The 18,674-nt window shown below is 72.2% G+C and carries 21 protein-coding genes and 6 pseudogenes; 14 read left to right on the forward strand and 13 right to left on the reverse strand.

Annotation, left to right across the window (positions count from 1 at the left end):
* Positions 1-101 precede the first annotated feature (101 nt).
* The 5 genes and pseudogenes from U6N30_RS31355 to U6N30_RS31375 form a co-directional block, all read right to left on the reverse strand.
* A complete protein-coding gene (locus U6N30_RS31355) occupies positions 102-281 on the reverse strand; it encodes a hypothetical protein (RefSeq protein WP_324278634.1) in 180 nt (59 codons plus the stop codon).
* Positions 282-394: 113 nt separating this feature from the next.
* Positions 395-1,222: pseudogene (locus tag U6N30_RS31360) on the reverse strand (Rieske 2Fe-2S domain-containing protein); the annotation flags it as partial.
* A complete protein-coding gene (locus U6N30_RS31365) occupies positions 1,219-1,371 on the reverse strand; it encodes a hypothetical protein (protein ID WP_324275366.1) in 153 nt (50 codons plus the stop codon). The pseudogene U6N30_RS31360 and the gene U6N30_RS31365, both read right to left, overlap by 4 nt.
* Before the next feature lie 87 nt (positions 1,372-1,458).
* Positions 1,459-2,619, reverse strand: coding sequence for a PP2C family protein-serine/threonine phosphatase (locus tag U6N30_RS31370; RefSeq protein ID WP_324275367.1), 1,161 nt, complete (start codon positions 2,617-2,619; stop codon positions 1,459-1,461).
* 104 nt (positions 2,620-2,723) lie between these two features.
* A complete protein-coding gene (locus U6N30_RS31375; protein ID WP_324275368.1) occupies positions 2,724-3,143 on the reverse strand; it encodes a hypothetical protein in 420 nt (139 codons plus the stop codon).
* Positions 3,144-3,379: 236 nt separating this feature from the next.
* Between U6N30_RS31375 and U6N30_RS31380 the strand changes: the two are divergent.
* Positions 3,380-3,609 (forward strand): annotated as a pseudogene (locus U6N30_RS31380) (DUF4212 domain-containing protein).
* Positions 3,606-5,339, forward strand: coding sequence for a sodium:solute symporter family protein (locus U6N30_RS31385; RefSeq protein ID WP_324275369.1), 1,734 nt, complete (start codon positions 3,606-3,608; stop codon positions 5,337-5,339). Before U6N30_RS31380 ends, U6N30_RS31385 begins: the two are co-directional and overlap by 4 nt.
* 65 nt (positions 5,340-5,404) lie before the next feature.
* Here U6N30_RS31385 and U6N30_RS31390 read toward each other — a convergent pair whose 3' ends face one another.
* On the reverse strand, positions 5,405-5,812 hold the full coding sequence (locus U6N30_RS31390) for an Nramp family divalent metal transporter (protein WP_324275370.1): 408 nt from the start codon (positions 5,810-5,812) through the stop codon (positions 5,405-5,407).
* A gap of 226 nt (positions 5,813-6,038) precedes the next feature.
* Here U6N30_RS31390 and U6N30_RS35010 point away from each other — a divergent pair.
* Positions 6,039-6,886, forward strand: a pseudogene (locus U6N30_RS35010) (glutamate mutase L); the annotation flags it as partial.
* Between the two features lie 98 nt (positions 6,887-6,984).
* Complete coding sequence (locus U6N30_RS31400; RefSeq protein ID WP_324275372.1) at positions 6,985-7,308, forward strand: glutamate mutase L; 324 nt, start codon at positions 6,985-6,987, stop codon at positions 7,306-7,308.
* 132 nt (positions 7,309-7,440) lie between these two features.
* Here the strand turns inward: U6N30_RS31400 and U6N30_RS31405 are convergent.
* The 4 genes and pseudogenes from U6N30_RS31405 to U6N30_RS31420 form a co-directional block, all read right to left on the reverse strand.
* Positions 7,441-7,680, reverse strand: a pseudogene (locus tag U6N30_RS31405) (PH domain-containing protein); the annotation flags it as partial.
* Positions 7,680-8,267 (reverse strand): YdbT family protein, encoded by a 588-nt coding sequence (locus U6N30_RS31410; protein ID WP_324275373.1) that lies wholly within the window; start codon positions 8,265-8,267, stop codon positions 7,680-7,682. The pseudogene U6N30_RS31405 and the gene U6N30_RS31410, both read right to left, overlap by 1 nt.
* A gap of 136 nt (positions 8,268-8,403) precedes the next feature.
* A pseudogene (locus tag U6N30_RS31415) lies at positions 8,404-8,643 on the reverse strand (PH domain-containing protein); the annotation flags it as partial.
* Between the two features lie 115 nt (positions 8,644-8,758).
* Positions 8,759-9,262: a PH domain-containing protein gene (locus U6N30_RS31420; RefSeq protein ID WP_324275374.1), complete on the reverse strand. Its 504-nt coding sequence runs from the start codon at positions 9,260-9,262 to the stop codon at positions 8,759-8,761.
* A gap of 206 nt (positions 9,263-9,468) precedes the next feature.
* On the opposite strand from U6N30_RS31420, the gene U6N30_RS31425 reads away from it, so the two are divergent.
* From U6N30_RS31425 to U6N30_RS31465, 8 genes and pseudogenes are all read left to right on the forward strand, one after another.
* Positions 9,469-10,029, forward strand: coding sequence for a helix-turn-helix domain-containing protein (locus U6N30_RS31425; RefSeq protein ID WP_324275375.1), 561 nt, complete (start codon positions 9,469-9,471; stop codon positions 10,027-10,029).
* Entirely contained in the window at positions 10,026-10,484 is a 459-nt protein-coding gene (locus U6N30_RS31430; protein WP_324275376.1) for a hypothetical protein, read from the forward strand. Before U6N30_RS31425 ends, U6N30_RS31430 begins: the two co-directional genes overlap by 4 nt.
* A 47-nt stretch (positions 10,485-10,531) precedes the next feature.
* Entirely contained in the window at positions 10,532-10,711 is a 180-nt protein-coding gene (locus U6N30_RS31435) for a rhodanese-like domain-containing protein (protein WP_324275377.1), read from the forward strand.
* Positions 10,654-10,863, forward strand: coding sequence for a rhodanese-like domain-containing protein (locus U6N30_RS31440; RefSeq protein ID WP_324275378.1), 210 nt, complete (start codon positions 10,654-10,656; stop codon positions 10,861-10,863). Before U6N30_RS31435 ends, U6N30_RS31440 begins: the two co-directional genes overlap by 58 nt.
* 464 nt (positions 10,864-11,327) lie before the next feature.
* Positions 11,328-13,453 (forward strand): annotated as a pseudogene (locus tag U6N30_RS31450) (DUF4331 domain-containing protein).
* Entirely contained in the window at positions 13,384-13,935 is a 552-nt protein-coding gene (locus U6N30_RS31455) for a class F sortase (protein WP_324275381.1), read from the forward strand. The pseudogene U6N30_RS31450 and the gene U6N30_RS31455 overlap by 70 nt, the downstream one beginning before the upstream one ends.
* A gap of 2 nt (positions 13,936-13,937) precedes the next feature.
* On the forward strand, positions 13,938-14,756 hold the full coding sequence (locus tag U6N30_RS31460; RefSeq protein ID WP_324275382.1) for a tetratricopeptide repeat protein: 819 nt from the start codon (positions 13,938-13,940) through the stop codon (positions 14,754-14,756).
* Complete coding sequence (locus U6N30_RS31465; protein ID WP_324275383.1) at positions 14,732-15,247, forward strand: hypothetical protein; 516 nt, start codon at positions 14,732-14,734, stop codon at positions 15,245-15,247. Before U6N30_RS31460 ends, U6N30_RS31465 begins: the two co-directional genes overlap by 25 nt.
* Before the next feature lie 102 nt (positions 15,248-15,349).
* Here the strand turns inward: U6N30_RS31465 and U6N30_RS31470 are convergent, their stop codons facing one another.
* Positions 15,350-15,679 carry a hypothetical protein gene (locus U6N30_RS31470; protein ID WP_324275384.1) on the reverse strand — a complete coding sequence of 110 codons (330 nt, stop codon included), beginning with the start codon at positions 15,677-15,679 and terminating at the stop codon, positions 15,350-15,352.
* A 78-nt stretch (positions 15,680-15,757) separates the two neighbouring features.
* Between U6N30_RS31470 and U6N30_RS31475 the strand changes: the two genes are divergently transcribed.
* Together U6N30_RS31475 and U6N30_RS31480 are read left to right on the forward strand one after the other, a co-directional pair.
* Complete coding sequence (locus tag U6N30_RS31475) at positions 15,758-16,627, forward strand: HoxN/HupN/NixA family nickel/cobalt transporter (RefSeq protein ID WP_324275385.1); 870 nt, start codon at positions 15,758-15,760, stop codon at positions 16,625-16,627.
* Between the two features lie 5 nt (positions 16,628-16,632).
* Positions 16,633-16,941, forward strand: a complete 309-nt coding sequence (locus U6N30_RS31480) for a hypothetical protein (RefSeq protein WP_324275386.1) — start codon at positions 16,633-16,635, stop codon at positions 16,939-16,941.
* Positions 16,942-17,031: 90 nt separating this feature from the next.
* On the opposite strand, the gene U6N30_RS31485 is transcribed toward U6N30_RS31480, so the two are convergent.
* Both U6N30_RS31485 and U6N30_RS31490 read right to left on the reverse strand, forming a co-directional pair.
* Positions 17,032-18,258 carry an AMP-binding protein gene (locus tag U6N30_RS31485; RefSeq protein ID WP_324275387.1) on the reverse strand — a complete coding sequence of 409 codons (1,227 nt, stop codon included), beginning with the start codon at positions 18,256-18,258 and terminating at the stop codon, positions 17,032-17,034.
* 8 nt (positions 18,259-18,266) lie between these two features.
* Positions 18,267-18,647, reverse strand: coding sequence for an AMP-binding protein (locus U6N30_RS31490; protein WP_324275388.1), 381 nt, complete (start codon positions 18,645-18,647; stop codon positions 18,267-18,269).
* Positions 18,648-18,674 lie beyond the last annotated feature (27 nt).

Consider the following 18,674-nt stretch of genomic DNA (forward strand, 5'->3'; position numbering starts at 1 on the left):
CTGGCTGCGCCGGGTCTGTCCGGCGTGCGGCGGGCTCGCGGACGAGGATCCGCCCACCACCTGTCCCGCGTGCGGCGAGGACCTGGTCGCGGACTGACCGGTCACGCCGCCAGCCGGCGTCGTCCCGCCAGCATGAAGTCGCACAGCGCCTGGCGCAGCGCCATGCCGCGCCCGTCGGCCGGCACGTGCAGCTCGTCGCGGCCGTCCAGCGGCAGCCCGGCCAGCTCGAGCACCTCCTGGGAGCGGATGTCCTCCTCGAGGATCTGCCGCTGGAGCGCCAACCGGGCGGCGGCCCTGGCGGGGTGGGCAGCGGCTGCCCGCGGCCGTCGGAGAGCAGCAGGCAGACGTAGATCCGGGTGGAGTCGAGATCCTCGGGCTGCAGCAGGTAGAGGATCGTCGTCGTCGCGCCGGAGTCGAGGAAGTCCTGGCGGAGCCGCAGCTGGAACGGCGCCCGGTAGGTGTAGGTCGTCCGACGCCGTTGCCGCAGCGGGCGACCGCCGGTCGTCACCGCCGGATCGACCGGGTTGTCGACCCACTGATCCTGCACGCTGCTGAAGCCGCCGGGCTCCACCACCACCTCACAGGCGGTGACCTCCGCGCTGTCCGCGGCGCCGACGGTCGAGGCATGGACGAACGGGCCGTGGGTGGCGTCGAGGACGGTGTCGGCCAGCGGGCCCGCCGGGCCGGGTGACCGCGCCGGCGCCAGCCAGCTGCCGACGAACCGCCGGTCAGCGGCCTCCGGCACGTCCAGGGAGACATCGGCGGGTTCGTCCGGCGCCAGCCAGATGACGCCGAGCCGCTCGCGTACACCGTGGGCGGGTGGGTCCGCGGCCAGCGCGGCGCCGTCCCGGCGCAGCATCCAGGTCCGGCCCAGGAGGCGGATCTGCAGCCAGCCCCCGGGTCGGAGCTCGCGCGACAACGCCACCGGGTGCCACGCGTGCTCCAGGGCGGGATCGAGATTGCCGAACATCGGGCCCCGGGGAGACCTCGGTGGCGGGACTGGTTCCGGGTCCGCGGCCGGGGTCCGCGGTGGGGACGGCGACGCGGCCCGTTCCGGCGCCAGCCACACCCAGCCGTGCCGTTCCTCGACCGCCCACGGCGTCGCGAGGTCCGCCCTCGGGGGCGGGGTGCCCGCCGATCCGAGCGACGGGATGTCCAGGCACCGTCCCTCGCCGTCGAACGACCAGCCGTGTGCGGGGCACTGCAACCGGCCGTCGGTCACCGTGGCGGTCGCCAGCGGGACCAGCCGGTGCGGGCAGCGGGAGGGAAGGCGCTGATCTCGCCGCCGGGCCTCAGGCGGACGACGACGAACGCCCGCCCCGCGGCTCCGACGGGGACCGGCGTCGTCCCGATCTCGGCGCTTCGAGCCACGGGGTACCACCCTGTCGACGTCCCGGTCATGACCCATTGCACCGTCGCCGGATGTGCGTGGCGTTACGGGCTGCGCAACGTTGTGGGTCAGCCGCTCGTGGCCAGGGCCGGCGTCGCGCGGACGGCCACCAGGCAGAGATCGTCGGCCGGGGCGCCCCCGGTGAACGCGGTGACGGCGGACACCAGCGCGTCGAGCAGGGCGGCGGGCTCCGCTCCACGGTGGTCACGGACGAGCTGCTGGGCCCGCTCCTCGCCGAACAGCTCGACGGGTCGGGACGGGTCGCGGCGCGCGCTCCGGCCTTCGACGAGACCGTCGGTGAAGGCGAGCAGCCCCGTTCCTTCGGCGAGGGCGTACGTCCCCGCGCCGATCGTCAGGGGCGTGCCGATGCCCAGGGGTGCGCCCACGCGGCCACCCGGAAGGGGTGAGGCCGAGTCCAGCTCCCACGGCACCTCGTGCCCCGCGGCGGCCCAGCGCACGGTGCGCCCGGGCGGGGGTGCGATGTTCAGGCAGACGACGGTGACGAACCGGGACTCGGCGCTGCGGTGCTCGGACAGGGCCGTGTTCGCCAACTGGAGGAGCTGTACCGGGTCGGCGGTGAACCGGGCGAAGGTCGCGAGCGCGGCCCGCACGAAGGCGGCGCACCGGGCGGCGTCGAGCCCGTGCCCGACGACATCCCCGACGACGACGGTGGTGCTGGCGTCCGGACCGTCGACGACGAGGAAGAAGTCGCCGGCGACCAGCCCCTCGGCAGGCGTGAAGGAGGTGGCGATCGTCAGGTGCGGCCGCTCGGGGACGTCGGCCGGGGTGAGCGCCGCGCGCAGCGCGTCGAGCTCGGCGAGTTCTTCCTCCTGGATGCGGACGCGCAGGGTGAGCGCCCGCTCGCGACGGAGCAGCAGGGTGACCAGGACGCCGACCGAGAAGAACACCAGCGCCCGGTTGAGGGTGGCCAGCCAGAGCGTCGACCCGGCGAGGTCGGGGTGGGAGACCAGCAGCTTGTCGGTGAGGAACACCAGGGTCGCGGCGGTCGCCAGCAGCAGGGCACCGCGCAGCTCGAACCAGTAGCCGGCGAGCACGATCGGCACCAGGCCGTACATCGCCACGGCCAGCCCAGGGGTGGAGGCGCCGGCCACCAGCGCCCACTGGGCGACCAGCAGTGCGGCCAGGACGACGGCGCGCCGCCGAGGATGGGACCACCACGGGATCCGCTGCCGGAGAGTGGAGGTGAACCCCTCCGGGAGACCCGGCATGCCGCGAACGTACAGCCGGCCTCGGCCGGATCGGGGTCGTCGCGGCCCACGGCGTCCGCGCGTCACCGTGCCCTGACCGAAGGGGTGCCGCGTGGGTCGACGGGTCAGTTCGCCGCAGGAGCAGCCCGAGAGGCCCGGAACAACGAGACGGCGGCGGAGCCGGCGAGGATGCCTCCACCGAGGCTCAGTACCAACCCGGGGCCGGGCGCCCACCCCGAGAAGCCCACGAGGTTCGCGAGGTGCAGCACCTGCCACAGCGGAAGAGCGGTGGCCACGACCGCGAGCAGCGCGGCGTGGGCGGCGGCGAGGACGTGGGAGCGGATGATGGCGCCGGCGATGCCGAGGACCGCGGCGTACATGGTCCACAGGCCGGCGCCCCGGACGCCGGCGACGTTGCCCGCGCCCGTGACGACCCACGGGAGGAAAGCCCCGAGGAGGACCAGGAGGGCAGCGCCCAGCAGACGCCTGCTCCCGGGGTTGCGACGTCGACCGCGGCGCTCCGACTCCCGTGTACTCACTGCCATGGGGACGGGACTCTAGGTGCTCCGGCGCCGTAGCGACAGCGCCTCACCTGCCGGTGCGTTCGAAAGTTCATCGAAAGTCACGACCTCGTTGCAGTTGATATGTCAGCGTTTGACCGGCACGGACCAGTCTGCTTCCCTTTCCGCGCGCATGTGACCTGACACACAGGGCCGGACCTCTGGAGGAGTGGGTGGACGCTACACAGCGTAAGGAGTACTGGCGGAGGAATCTCCGCCTGATGAGCGTGCTGCTCGTGATCTGGGCCCTGGTGTCGTTCGGTGCGGGGATCGTCTTCGTCGACGCCCTGAACACCATCGAGATCCTCGGCTTCCCCTCGGCTTCTGGTTCGCCCAGCAGGGATCCATCGTGACGTTCGTGGTGCTCATCGCCGTCTACGTCTGGCGGATGGACAAGCTCGACGCCGAGTTCGGCATCGACGAGTACGAGGAGGAGGTCCACCACTCATGAGCGACATCCAGGTCTGGACGCTCGTCTTCGTCGTCATCACGTTCGGCATCTACATCTACATCGCCTACGCCAGCCGGGTGTCCACCACGTCCGGCTTCTACGTCGCCGGTGGCGGCATCCCGGCTCCGGCCAACGGTGCCGCCATCGCGGCGGACTGGATGAGCGCCGCGTCGTTCATCTCGATGGCGGGCATCATCGCCTTCGCCGGTAACGGCTACGCCGGCTCGGTGTACCTGATGGGGTGGACCGGCGGCTACGTGCTGCTGGCCCTCCTGCTGGCGCCCTACCTGCGGAAGTTCGGCAAGTACACGATTCCCGACTTCGTCGGTGACCGGTACTCCGAGACCGCACGCCTGGTCGCGGTCGTCGCGGCGATCGTCGTCTCGTTCGTCTACGTCGCCGGGCAGATGGCCGGCGTCGGCCTGGTGTTCCAGCGGTTCCTCGGTGTCGGCACCGCGACGGGTGTGGTCATCGGCATGGTGATCGTCTTCTTCTACGCCGTGCTCGGCGGCATGAAGGGGATCACCTGGACCCAGGTGGCGCAGTACACGGTCCTGATCATCGCCTACCTGATCCCCGTCGTGGCCATCTCGACCCAGATCACCGGGATCCCCGTACCCCAGATCGCGTTCGGCGAGATCCTGGACGAGCTCGACGGGCTGCAGCAGGACCTCGGCTTCGCCGCGTACACCGAGGCCTTCACGCAGACCTCCATGATGAACATGGTGCTGATCACCGCGGCGCTGATGTTCGGCACCGCGGGCCTGCCGCACGTGATCGTCCGGTTCTACACCGCCAAGAGCGTGCGGGCCGCCCGGTACTCGGCGCTGTGGGCGCTGTTCTTCATCGCCCTGCTCTACACCTCCGCCCCGGCGGTCGGCGCGTTCAGCAAGCTCAACTTCATCGACCAGATCGCCGGAACCGGCACCGATGCGACGCCGGGCTGGTTCAACACATGGCGGGACGTCGGGCTCATCACCGTCGACGACGTGAACGACAACGGTGTCATCGACTACGGGCCCGACACCGGGGAGCTGGTGATCAACAACGACATCATCGTCCTGGCGACGCCGGAGATCGCCGGCCTCCCGGCGCCGGTGGTGGGCCTGGTCGCTGCCGGTGCTCTGGCCGCGGCGCTCTCGACCGCGTCGGGTCTGCTCCTGGTCATCTCGTCGTCGGTGGCGAACGACGTCTACTACAAGCGGGTCAACCCGCAGGCCACGGAGGCGCGTCAGCTGCTCGTCGGCCGGATCGCGATGGCTGGGGCGATCGTCGTCGCCGGCTACCTGGGCATCAACCCGCCCGGGTTCGTGGCCCAGGTGGTGGCGCTGGCCTTCGGCCTGGCCTGCGCGAGCTTCTTCCCGATTCTGGTGCTCGGCATCTTCTGGAAGAAGACGACGGCGATGGGAGCCACGGCTGGCCTGGCGGCCGGCCTCGGCACCACGATCGCCTACATGCTGTGGACGATCGACATCTACGGCAACAGCGAGGGCCTCTGGGGCATCCCGGAGACCGGCTTCGGCACGATCGGCATGATCATCAACTTCGTGGTCACCATCGTGGTCTCGCAGTTCACCCCGAAGCCGTCGCCGGTCATGCAGGAGCTGGTCGAGGAGATCCGCTACCCCGGCAAGAGCCGGCTGGTCGCGGCCCACGCCGAGGGCCACCTGGACGACGTGGTCCTGGAAGGCAGGTCGGAGGATCCGCCGCCCGGGCCGCGCGCTCACTAGGGTCGCTCCGGCACGACGCGAGGCGCGCGTCCCCCTCGGGGGCGCGCGCCTCTGTGCGTCGGGGGTCAGGCAGGGTGGCGGGAGCGCCCGCGGGACTGGGCAGCGAGCAGTCCGAAGGCGACCACCGCGGTGAGCACCCCGCCCACCGGCAGCGGGACGCCGAAGAGCAGGTTCAGCGCCACGGCCCCACCGACGATCTCGGCCAGGTCGGTGGCGATGGCGACCGCCTCGGCCTGCAGCCACAGCCCTCGGGTGACCGGCCGCGGCAGCCGCTCCCGGCAGAGCGTGGCGAGGTCGCGGCCGGTGGCCAGGCCGAGCTTCGCGGTCAGCGACTGGATGAGCATCGCCATGAGGTTCGCGGCGACGATGACCCACAGCAGCGTGTAGCCGAACGAGGCGCCGCCGGAGAAGTTGGTCGCGACGTTGCCCGGGTCGACGTAGGCGACGGCGGCGACGAACGCCTGGCCCAGCATCGGCCACAGCTTCCGGCCGGGGCGGGCGCCGCCGGCCGCCGGACCGCTCCCGGACTGCCGACGAGCTGGGTGGGCAGGAGTGCGGCGTCGGTCGTGGACAGGTACACGGGGACCTCGCACGGTCGGCACGGGAGCAGGCAAGGATTTCCTGCCCGCCGTTCCCGGGCCGGTCGGGCCGTTCGGTGGCCCTCGCGGGCCATCCGTCGCGGTCGATAGGGTCCGCCGGGTGATCGCCTGCGTCGACATCGGCTCGACGTTCACCAAGGCCGCGCTGGTCGACCCGGCCACCGGGCGGCTCCTGGCCACCGCCCAGGCCCCCACCACCCTCGACGACGTCGTCACCGGCGCCCTGGCCGCGACGGCGGGGTTCCCCGAGGCGCCCGTCGTCGCGTGCTCGAGCGCGGGGGCGGGCTGCGGCTGGCGGTGGTCGGCTACGAGGAGCTGATCAGCGCCGAGGCGGGGCACCGGGCGGCGCTGTCGGCCGGTGCGCGGGTCGTGCACGTGGCGGCCGGGGTGCTGGACGCCGCCGGGCTGGCGGCGCTGCGGGCCGCGGAGCCCGACGTCGTCCTCCTGGTCGGGGGCACCGACGGGGGCGAGGCGTCGGTGCTGCGGGCCAACGCTGCACTGCTCGCCGGTACGGATCGGTCCGTCCCGGTCGTCCTGGCCGGCAACGTCGCCGTCCGGGACGAGGTGGCGGCCGTGCTGCGGAACGGCGGGCTGCCGGTGCACGAGGCCGACAACGTGCTGCCCGACATCGGCCGGCTGGCCCCGGAGTCGGCGCGGGCGGCGATCCGCGCGGTGTTCCTGGAGCACGTGATCGGGGGCGACCGGCTGTCGACCGACCCGCGGCTGCGGTCGTGGGTGCGCGCCGTCACCCCGGACGCCGTGCTGGAGAGCGTGACCGTGCTGGCCCGGGTGCTCGCTCCTGCGGAGGTCTCCGTCGTCGCGCTGGACGTGGGCGGTGCGACCACCGACGTGTACTGCGTGCCCGACGCGGACGCCGAGCAGGCGACGCTGGGCCGTGAGGCGGTCGGGGTGCCGGCCCGCCGCCGCACGGTGGAGGGCGACCTCGGCGTCTCGTGGAGCGTCGGGGCATTGCGGTCGGCCGCGGCGGCCGAGGGCTGCCGTCGCCCGGGCACGACCCGCTCGCGCTCGGCGAGGCGGCGGCCGCCGTGGCCCTGCGCCGGCATCTGCGCGCCGAGGCTGCCTACGGGCCGGGCGGCGCCAGTGCCCGCTCCGCCCGGATGGTGGTGCTGTCCGGCGGCGTCTTCCGGCACGCCGACCCGGCGGCGGTGGAGCAGGTCCTCGCCCGGCTGGCCGAGGACGCCGGTGGTGCGGGCAGCGTGCTGAACGGCAAGGCGGTGATCGTGGACCGGCGCTACGTGCTGGCCGCCGTCGGGCTGCTGGCGGAGGAGCATCCGGAGGCGGCTGCGGCGCTGGCCCAGCACCTGCTGAGCAGCACCGAGACGGTCACTCCGCTCGCGCGGCGAAGGTAGTGGCCCAGTCGCCGGATGCGGCGGCGGTGAACGCGACGACCTCGTCGTCGGCCATGTCGACGGCGGCGTAGCCCCACCGCCGGCCCCGACACAGGCGGTCACGGTCACCAGCCCGGCCTTCCGCTGGAACGACGACTGCCGGACCTGCCAGCCGACGACGGCGCGGTGCTGCAGCACCGCCTGCTCGCGCACCAGCCAGCCGCTGCGGACGGCGAACGAGCCCGGGCCCGCCGCGTGGCCGAGTGCGGCGTAGCGGCCCAGGCCGAGCGGCACACCGAGGACGAGCAGCGCCACGCCGATCGCCAGGACCCACCACCAGCCGAGCACGGGGGTGGCGACGGCCCCGGCCGCGGTGACCACGAGCCCGGCCATCAGCGCGCGGGCGATCCGCCGCCGGCGCGCGGCCGGGGATGCGGGAGCAACGGGCCGGGCTCGGGGACCAGGCGGACGCCGAGCGCGCGGGCCTCCTCGCGTGGGCCCAGCGGCAGGAGCTGGCCCCGCCGGGCGGCGTCCCCGAGGCCGGTGACCAGCGCGCTCGCCCGCGCCGCCCGCACCCACCGCATGCCCAGGCCCTCCGACAGGGTCCAGCCGCGGATCCGGTCGATCTCCAGCTCGGTGTGCCGGCGGGTGACCAGACCGCGTTCGGCGACCAGCGAACCGCCCCGGCGGGTCAGCCGGAAGCCCCAGTTGACGACGGCGGCCCCGATGACGGAGCCGGCGACGAGCAGCACCAGGGCGACCCCGACGACGACGAGCAGCGTCTGCACGCCGCCGATCTGCACGCCGTCGATGTCGGGCTGGAACCGTTCGGGCAGCTCCTGGGCCAGGCGCATGAGGGCGCCCACGCCGGCCAGGGGCACGGCGAGGTAGCTGCCGACGAGTGGCGCGTAGAGCAGCCAGCGGTTGTCGAACCGGGCGAACTGCTCCTCCGCATCCGGTTCGGCGCCCTCCTCGGCCACGGGACCGGAGCGGTGGGTGAGGACGGCGGCACGCAGCCGGTCCCCTCAGCTCGGGGAGGCCGTCGACGACGAGCTCCTCGTCCTTGCCGTTGACCGCCCCGGCCGCGGCGTCGATGCGCACCCGCACCAGCCCGAACAGCCGGTGCAGCAGCGGCGTCTCGACCTCCACGCCGCGGATGCGGTCGTTCGGGACGGTGCGCACCGAGCGGGACAGCAGCCCGCGAGTGACGACGACGGAGCTGGGGCCGTCGGCGTAGGTGAACCGCCACCAGGAGAGAGCGGCGGTGGCCAGGGACAGCAGGGTGATGCCGACGACGAGGGCGGCGATCGTCCACGCGCCGCCGTCCAGGCCGAAGACCGCGACGACCGGGATCATCGCCGGGACGAACTGGCGGGCCTGGCGGAAGGTCGCCGTGTGCACGAGGACGACGCGGGGGAGGTCCGCCGTCCGGTGTCGGGCGGCCGGGGAGTCGGCTCGGTCACGGCCGGGATCACGTGGCCTGGTCGCGGACCTGCTCGGCCCGGTGGGCGAGGTCGTCGGCGACCTGCTGGGCGACGTCGGCCTCCAGGTGCCAGACCTGGACGGTGCCCTGCGACGACGCCGTCATGACCGCGACGGTGGACAGGCCGAACATCTGCTGGAGGACGCCGCGGGTGACGTCGACGGTCTGGATGCGGGAGATGGGGACCAGCGTCCAGGTGCGGGTCAGCCAGCCGGTGAGCGTGTAGACGGTCTCGGCGGTGACCTCCCACCGGTAGACCCGGTGCTTCAGCCAGGGACGGACACCGATCGCGATCGCCGCGTACAGCGCGCCCGCGACCGGCAGGACCCAGCGGAGCACCGGGACGGGGCCGCCGGCGTCGGAGGGCACGAAGAGGAGGAAGGCGCCGATGCCGATCCAGATGAGGACCGAGCTGATGACGCTCTCGGTGACCCACAGGCCGATCGCCGAGCGGGACAGCGGCCAGGCGGGCTCGCGCACGGGGGTGGTCATCACCCCCATCCTCGCAGGGGCCGCTGTCGCGTTCGGGACATGAAGGTCGCTGGCGGCGAGGAGGCGAGGGACCTCGCTTCTCCGACCATGGCAAGCGCGGAGGCACTCGACGGTGGTCATTCCACATAATCGGGATTATTCTTGCATCTATGCGTAGTGATGCGCCGTCGTTGTTGCCGATCTTCCGGTCGCAGCACCAGGCGGAGATGCTGACCCGCCTCTACCTCCACCCGGACCAGGACTTCACCGTCACCGACCTCGCGGCGGACGCCCGGATACCGCTCAGCACCGCGCACCGGGAGCTGCAGCGGCTGGTCGATGCCGGGCTCGTGCTGGCCCGGCGGGTGGGGCGCACGAGCCTCCACCGCGCCAACACCGGTCACCGCGCCGCTGCTGCGCTCACGGAACTGCTGCAGGTCAGCTTCGGGCCGGCCGTCGTGATCGCCGAGGAGTTCGCCGACGTCGACGGCGTCGCTGAGGTGGTGCTGTTCGGCTCGTGGGCCGCCCGTCACGCAGGCGTGGACGGGCCCGAACCTGCGGACGTCGACGTCCTGGTCGTGGGAACCCCGCGTCGCGCGGACGTCTACGCCGCCGCCGATCGGGCCCAGCGCCGACTGCACTTCCCGGTCAACCCCGTCGTGCGCTCGATCGACCAGTGGTCGAGTTCCGACGCAGACGCTCTTGTCGCACAGGTCAGGCATTCTCCGCACGTGACCCTGCTGGACCGCCCGCGTGAGGCAGCCGCCCCCGTCGAGGCGACGCGGTGAGTGCCTGGCAGAGAGGTGCCGCGGAGGTGGACGCCATGCTCGCCGAGCGAGCCCTGCAGCGCGTGCCCGCCGCGGTCGGGTCCGCGGCGGCGTCCCTGGCCCGGGCCCGGCAGCTGCTCGACTCCTCGGCCACCCTGGCCGGCACCGACCCCGACTCCGCCTACGTGCTGGCGTACGACGCCGCCCGCCACGCCGGCACCGCGGTCCTCGCGCGGCAGGGTCTCCGAGCCACTACGTCCGGCGGGCACATCGCCGTCGAACGCGTGCTGCGGGCGCAGTTCGCCCCGGGCTTCGCCGACTTCCACGTGCTGCGCAGGCGCCGGAACGAACTCGAGTACCCGGGTGCCCATGGTCCCGAGACGGTGAGCAGCGCGGAGACGGACGAAGCGTTGCAGGCCGCGACCGGGATCGTCGACCAGGCCGAGCAACTGCTGCCTCGTCTCGACCTGTTCTGACGCCGCCTCCGCCGTGGGCCGCGGTTGTTGCGTGCCACGATGGGGGCGTGATGCCGCAGCAGGTTCCGACCGTCTCCGTCAGCGAGCTGCCCGAGGACGCCGTGATCCTCGACGTCCGTGAGGACGACGAGTGGGTGCACGGCCACGTCGAGGGGCGATCCACATCCCGATGGGCGACGTCCCGGCCCGGCTCGACGACCTGCCGGAAGCCGATCCGCTCTACGTGACCTGCCGCGGCGGTGGCCGGTCTGCCCGGGTGGCCGCGTGGCTCAACCAGAACGGGTTCGACGCGGTGAACGTCGCCGGCGGCATGGGCGACTGGGAGGCGGCCGGCAAGCCCATGGTGAGCGAGACCGGCGCCCCTCCGACGGTTGTCTGAAGCCCCTTGCGGCGCTCGAACGGCTGACCCGCGGCGCCCGATCCGGTAGCCGACAATTAGGTCGTCTACGTTCCTGTCACGTGACGGATTGCGACCGCCGAACCGTGTGTCTGCGCATTTCCTCACACTTGGGCGCGCCGCCGCCCGATCGTTGCTTACCTTCGCGCCGTCGCAGCAGGACGACGAGGACCTGGCGCAGGTACCAGGGAGCGCCTATCGGCGGCTGGGTGACCTTCCTTCACCGGCTGGCTGTGACGTCATGTCGGTGATCGCTCGTGTCCGGGCGACTGGGAAGGGACGCACATGCTCAGTTCCAAACGACTCCTCCACAGCCGGGGTAGCCGTGCCACCACGATGATCGCCGCGGGCGGACTGCTCGCGGGTTCGACCGTGATCGGGCTCCTGCCCACCATCGCCGGGGCCTCCAGTCACCGGGAGGCGCCGCTGATCCTGGGTGACCCCTCGTGGACAACACCGACGTCTACGCCTTCTCGAGCCCCGAGAACACCGACAACGTCGTCCTCATCGCCAACTGGGGACCGTTCCAGGAGCCCATCCAGGGCCCGAACTTCTACCCCTGGGCCGAGGACGCCGAGTACCTGATCAACATCGACAACAACGGCGACGCGGTCGCCGACCTGATCTACCGGTGGCGGTTCACCACCGAGGACCTTCGCGGCACCGACACCTTCCTGTACAACAACGGCCCGGTCACCTCGCTCGACGACGAGAACCTCCTCTACCGGCAGTACTTCACCCTCGACGTGAGCACCGACGGGGGACGACGTACGGGGCCCCGGTCGCCGAAGGCCAGGCCTCGCCGTCGTACACGGGCATGGCCGGCATGGGTACGTCCCAGGAGTACGTGGACAACCTGCGTACGCCCGCCGAGACCGAGGTCGACGGCGGGGGCATGACCCTGACCACCCAGACGGAAGACCCCTTCTTCCTGGACATCCGGGTCTTCGATCTGCTCTACGGTGCGGACCTCTCCGAGCGCGGCACGGACACGCTGGCCGGGTACAACGCGAACAGCATCGTGCTCGAGGTGCCCAAGGACCAGGTGGCGATCGGGGGCAATGCCGGGGAGAACCCGGTCATCGGGGTCTGGAGCACGACCACCCGCCCGACGCTGCGCGACGCCGACGGCACGGCCGCCGACGCCAACCCCGGCTTCACCCAGGTCTCCCGCCTCGGCCAGCCGCTGGTCAACGAGGTCGTCGTCCCGGCGGGCCTCAAGGACGCCTTCAACTCGATCTCCCCGGACCAGGACGCGGCTGCGGCCGACGGCGCAGTCGTCGCCCGGGTCCTCGACCCCGAGGTGCCGCGTCTCATCGAAGCGATCTACGGCATCCCGGCACCGGCTACCCCGCGGTACGACATCTTCGAGGTGTTCCTGACCGGGGTCGTCACCAACGGGGTGGTGGATGTCGACGGGGACCCGGCCACGCCGAATCCGATCGACGTCGACCTCAACTCGCAGGCGCTCAACGCGGCTGCAGATCCGGCCGCCTTCCAGCCGTCGGAGATGCTGCGGCTCAACATGGCGATCACCGGACCGACCGGTCTGGACATGCAGCCGTTGCACGAGGCCAGCCGGCTCGGGGTCGTCGGCGGCGACATCCAGGGCTTCCCGAACGGCCGCCGTCTCGCCGACGACGTCGTGGACATCGAGATCCTCGCGCTCGAGGGGATCTACAACGTCGACAACATCCCGGCCGACCGCCAGGCCGCCTTCGACGCGCTGAAGGAGGGCGACAAGGTCAACTCCAACGACAACGCCTTCTCCGCGTCGTTCCCCTACATCGCCGGCCCGAACACGCAGGCGGTCAACAAGGGCGGCGGAACAGGTGCCGGCGGCACCGACACGGCGGCAGGCAACGGCACTCCCGGAAAGCCCGTCGCCCCGGCGGAACAGCCGGCTGCCAAGCCGGCGGAGCAGCCGGCGGCCAAGCCGGCCGCCCAGGCCGGTCAGCCGGTGGCCAACAGGTACCCCCGGGGCGGGGTCGAGACCGGCGCGGGTGGCGTCGAGGACACCCTGATCCCGGCGCTCACGGGATCGGCTGCGCTCCTGCTCATCGGGGCCGGTGCCGGATCGCTGATCCGGGGCGGGCGCTGCGCCGAGCGGCGAATTCCACCACGGAGGGCTGACGCGCTGGACGGTTGTGGGGTGCGGCGTGCCGCCGCACCCCACAGCCACGCCCCCGGGCGAACGTCGCCGACGGCGCGAGAACAGGCCACAGGAGGTCTTTGTTGTCCAGCACGAACCCCGATCACTCCTCGCCCTTCCCCGGTGACGGTTCGGGTGAGCGGCCGTTGCTCGAATCCGAGATGCGGCACGGTGAGCAGTCGAGCCCCGCCCGTCGGCGCCGCGGCATCCCGGTGTGGCTGCTTCCGACCCTGGGGGCCCTCGCGGCCGGACTGCTCGTGGGCTACTTCGTCTTCGGCGGCTCCGAGGCGACGCCTTCGGCGGCTGCCGTCCCGCCGGTCGCCACCGAGGTCACTCCCCGTCCGTCCGAGGTGCCGAACGCGGTCACCGCGCTGGCCCGGGCCGAGCCCGTCCAGCTCGACATCCCGGCCATCGAGGTGAGCTCCCCACTGGTCGACCTCGGCCTCAACGGGGACGGCACGCTCGAGGTGCCCGTCGACTACGCCAAGGCCGGCTGGTTCACCGGCGGCAACTACCCCGGCGATCCGCAGGGTCGCCCCGGCCTGATCGCCGGCCACGTCGACGACGTCACCGGCCCGGCCGTCTTCTTCCGGTTGACCGAGTTGGCGACCGGAGACGAGGTGCTGGTCACCCGCGCCGACAACACCGTGGCGGTATTCGCCGTCAGCGACGCTCAGCAGTACCCGAAGGACGCGCTGCCGACCGACGAGATATACGCACCGGTCGATGGCTCGGAGATCGTGCTCATCACGTGCACCGGAGACTTCGACCAGTCCGCGCGGTCCTACGAGGACAACTACGTCGTCCGCGCCACGCTCGACATGGAGCGGTCCCTGGAGGAGAGCGACAAGCGCATCGCCGCCGGTATGACCGTTCCCGCCGGCGACCTGCCGAACGTCTGACCATGCGCACCCGGACCGCGGTGAGCGCGGTTGTCGCCGGCGTCCTGTTCCTTCTGGTCGCGGTGGCAGCCTTCTACACCGCCTCCGTGGACCAGGACGCGACGGCTCAGCAGGCGGCGGCTTCGGTCGCCGAGGTCGACCCGCTCACGGCGTCCATCGAGGCTGCGCAACTGCGGCTGGAGGACGTGCCTGGGGACTACACCACCTGGGCGCAGTTGGGGTCGGCCTACGTCGAGCAGGCCCGGGTGACCGCGGACCCGTCCTACTACGACCGGGCTGAGGGCGCCCTGCAGGAGTCGCTCGCACTGCGACCGGACGGCAACGACGCCGCGCTGACCGGACAAGGCGCGCTCGCCAACGCCCGCCACGACTTCGCCGCGGCGGCGGATCTGTCCGGCCAGGCGCTGGCGATCAACGCCTACAACGCGACGGCGTGGGGCGTGCTGACCGACGCACGGACCCAGCTCGGGGACTACGCGGGCGCCACTGATGCGCTGCAGGAGATGCTGGCCCTCCGGCCGGGGCTAGCCTCGTTCACCCGGGCGTCCTACGACGCGGAGTTGCACGGCGACCTGGCCGGTGCGCGTTCCGCGCTGGAACAGGCGCTGGGGACGACGCAGGGCGGGTCCGGTGAGGCCTACTGCCGGACCTACCTGGGCGCGCTGGCGTTCGCGGCGGGTGACCTGGAGGAGGCGTCCGCGCAGTACGACGCCGGCCTCGATGCCGTGCCGGGCGACACTTCGCTGTTGCTGGGCCGGGCACGGGTTCTCGCGGCGCAGGGGAGGTCGATTCGGCGGTGCGGACCTTCCAGGCCGTGGTGAATGCGAGCCCGCTTCCGGAGCACCTGGTGGAGTTCGGTGCCTACCTGGAGTCCCAGGGGCGGACGGACGAAGCCGGGCAGCAGTTCGCGCTGGTAGAGACGGTGCGTGCGCTGTTCGAGGCGAGCGGGGCGTCCGACGACCTGACCATGGCGCTGTTCGCCGCCGATCACGGCGACCCGGCCGCTGCGTTGGCTGCTGCACAGGCGGAATACGACCGGCGGCAGAACGTCGACTCGCACGACGCCCTGGCCTGGGCACTGCACGCTGCGGGGCGGGATGCCGAGGCGCTGCCCCACGCCCAGCAGGCCACGGCACTCGGTGGCCGGAATGCACTGTTCCTCTACCACCGCGGAGTGATCGAGGCGGCGCTCGGGCAAGACGACCAGGCTCGGACCTCCCTCGCCGAGGCGCTGGAGACCAACCCCTACTTCTCCCCGCTGCACGCTCCCCGGGCCGAGGAGTTGCTGGGCTCGCTGGGCGGACGCCCGTGAGCCGGCGGGGAGCCGCCGTCGTCCTCCTGGCAGGGACCGCCCTCTGGGTCGCCGTCCCGGGGCGGCCCACGCACACCCGCTGGGCAACTTCACGGTCAACCACTACGACCACGTCCAGCTCTTCCCGAATCGGGTGGAGCTCACGTCCGTCGTCGACCGGGCGGAGATCCCGACGGCGCAGGCGCTGCAGACGATCGCACCGGACGGCTCGCCGAGTGCCGAACAGCTCGCCGCCGCGGCCACCACCGAGTGCGGCGAGCTCTCCCGGACCCTGCGCTTCACCGTGGACGGCGCACCCGTGGACTGGCAGGTCAGGGGCTCGGCGATGGAGACCGTGCCGGGAGCGGCCGGGTTGCCGACCCTCCGGCTGACCTGTGATCTGCAGGCGGCTGCCGGGCTCGACGCCGCGGCCGAGGTCGCTTTCGAGGACACCTACCTGGCTGACCGGGTGGGGTGGCGGGAGGTGACGGCGGACGGCGAGGGGTCCGGCTGGTCGACTCCCCGGTTCCGGTGGAGAGCATCAGCGACGAGCTGCGGGCGTACCCCGACGACCTGCTGTCCTCACCGGTCGACGTCCGCGCGTTCACGGTCGCGACCGAGCCCGGCCAGAACACCGGCGCGGGGGCGGCGCTCACCCCGGAGTCGGGGGATCCGTTCAGCAGCGCGCTGGCCGCGGTGGACCGCTGGCTGGAGGATCTCGTCGGCGACCGGGGACTGACCCCGCTCGTCGGCACGCTCGCTGTGCTGCTGGCGGTGCTGCTGGGCGCCGGGCACGCGCTGCTGCCCGGGCACGGTAAGGCGGTGATGGCGGCCTATCTGGCCGGACGCCGCGGGCGCACCCGCGACGCCCTCACCGTCGGGGCCACCGTGACGGTCACGCACACGGCTGGCGTGCTCGTTCTCGGTCTGGCGCTCTCGCTGTCGAGCTCGCTGGCCGGTGACCAGGTGATCCGCTGGCTCGGGGTGGCCAGCGGGCTCCTCGTGGCCGGTATCGGGGTGCTCATGCTGCGCGGGGCGTTGCGGAGCCGGCGCCCGGCACACGCAGCGACCACGCCGACCATTCACGAGTTGCCCGAGCCGGCCCTGGCCGGTGCACTTCCGGCCGGCCTCCGCGGTGATGCAGCCGTGCACGTTTCCACCGCGCACACCCGCTCAGCAGGCGATCACCACGGGCATGAGCATCCAGGCGCAGTCCCCCACGGGCACGACCATGCGCACGACCACGACCACGACCACGCCCACGACCACGCCCACGGGCACGCCCACGGGCACGACCACGGGCACGGGCACGGGCACGGGCACGGCAGTTGGTGGGCTGGTGGACACAGTCACGGCCCGGCAGGGCACACCCACGGCCCCGGCGCCGGTCGCGGGGGCTGATCGGCATGGGCATCGCCGGGGGCCTGGTGCCCAGCCCGTCGGCGCTCATCGTGCTTCTCGCGTCGATAGGCCTGGGGCGCACCGTCTTCGGCGTCGTCCTGGTGTTCGCCTACGGGCTGGGCATGGCGGCTACGTTGACCGCCGTCGGGCTACTCCTGGTGCGGTTGCGCGGTCGGCTGGAACGACGGATGACCGACCTGGGACGGAGCTGGTGGCTCGCTGGGGCGACCCGAGCCGCGCCCGTGCTGACGGCGAGCCTGGTCCTCCTCGTGGGGCTGTCGCTGGTGACCCGGGGCGTCGTCCTCGGCGCCTGATCGCGCTTCCGAAGTCGATCATCGGCTGCGTGTCCGGGACACGGACCGACACGCCGCCGGGACGTGCACGCAGACGATGATCGACTCGGCTCAGCTCGGGAGCGAGTACTCCGCGAACTTGGTGCGCAGGTCCTTCTTCGAGAACTTGCCGACGCTCGTCTTGGGTACCTCGTCGATGAACTCCACGGCCTCGGGCATCCACCACTTGGCCACCAGCGGCTTGAGGTGCTCGAGGATCTCCTCCTCGGTGACGGTCTCGCCCTCCTTGGTGACGACGCAGGCCAGCGGGCGCTCGTCCCACTTCGGGTGCGGGATGCCGATGACCGCGGCCTCCTTCACCTTCGGGTGGCTCATGATCGCGTTCTCCAGGTCGACCGAGCTGATCCACTCGCCGCCGGACTTGATCAGGTCCTTGGTGCGGTCGGCGATCCGGATCGAGCCGAACTCGTCCATCGCCGCGACGTCGCCGGTCTTCATCCAGCCGTCGTCGGTGGTGAGCTCCACGCCGGCGTCGGGGTTGTAGTAGTCCTTCGCGCACCAGGGTCCGCGCACCTGCAGCTCGCCGGTGGCCTTGTCGTCCCACGGCTGCGGCTCGAGGGTGTCGGCGTCGACGATGCGCGCCTCCACGCCCAGGAACGGGATGCCCGCGCGCGCCCGCTGGGTCGCCTTGGTCTCGTCGTCGGCGTCCTCGTACCGGTTGGGCAGCACGCCGGACGAGGCCACCGGGTGGGTCTCGGTCATGCCCCACGCCTGCAGGATCGGGATGCCCACCTGCTCGCGGTAGGCCTCCGACAGGGCCTTGGGGACGGCGGAGCCGCCGCAGCCGATGTCCCGGAGCTTGTGCGGCTTGCCGGCCAGGTGGGGAAGGACGCCCTGCCAGATGGTCGGGACGCCGGCGGTGAACGTGACGCCTTCGTCGATGATCAGCTTGGCGATCGCCTCCGGCTGCATGAGCGCGCCCGGCATGACCAGCGAGGCACCGGACGCCGGTGCGGCCTGCGCGATGCCCCAGGCATTGGCGTGGAACATCGGGACGACCGGCATCGCGACGTCGCGGATGCCGAGCCCGAAGGCGTTGGGCGCCATCACGCCCATGGTGTGCAGCCAGGTCGAGCGGTGCGAGTAGACGACGCCTTTCGGGTTGCCGGTGGTGCCGCTCGTGTAGCACATCGAGGCGGCCCGGTACTCGTCCTCGACGTGGAACTCGACCGGTTCGGCGTCGGCCAGCAGCGTCTCGTAGTCGAGGATCCGGGGGTCGTCGGGGATCTCGTTGCCGCCGCCGTCGTCCATGATCACGACCTGCTTGACCGTCTTCATGGTGTCGATCAGCGGCCAGAGCAGGGGAGCACCGTGCGGTCGACGAAGATGACCTCGTCCTCGGCGTGGTTGGCGATGTAGGTGAGCTGCTCCGGGAAGAGCCGCACGTTGAGGGTGTGCAGCACGCGGCCGGTGCAGGGCGCGGCGAAGTAGAGCTCGAGGTGGCGCTGGCTGTTCCAGCCGAACGTGCCCACCCGGCCGTCGCCGCTGATGCCCAGGGTGTCCAGGACGCCGCCGAGCTTTCGGGTGCGGTGCGCCCATTCCGCGTAGGTCGCCCGGGTCACGCCCCCGGGGTTGTTGGTGACGATCGTGCCGTCGCCGTAGTGCTGCTCGACGTGCCGGAAGATCGCGTCGACGGTCAGTGGGGTGTCCTGCATCAGGCCGCGCATAGCCGGATCCTGCCAGTGACCCGGCTC

Source organism: Blastococcus brunescens, assembly GCF_035320885.1.
Lineage (GTDB): Bacteria > Actinomycetota > Actinomycetes > Mycobacteriales > Geodermatophilaceae > Blastococcus_B > Blastococcus_B brunescens.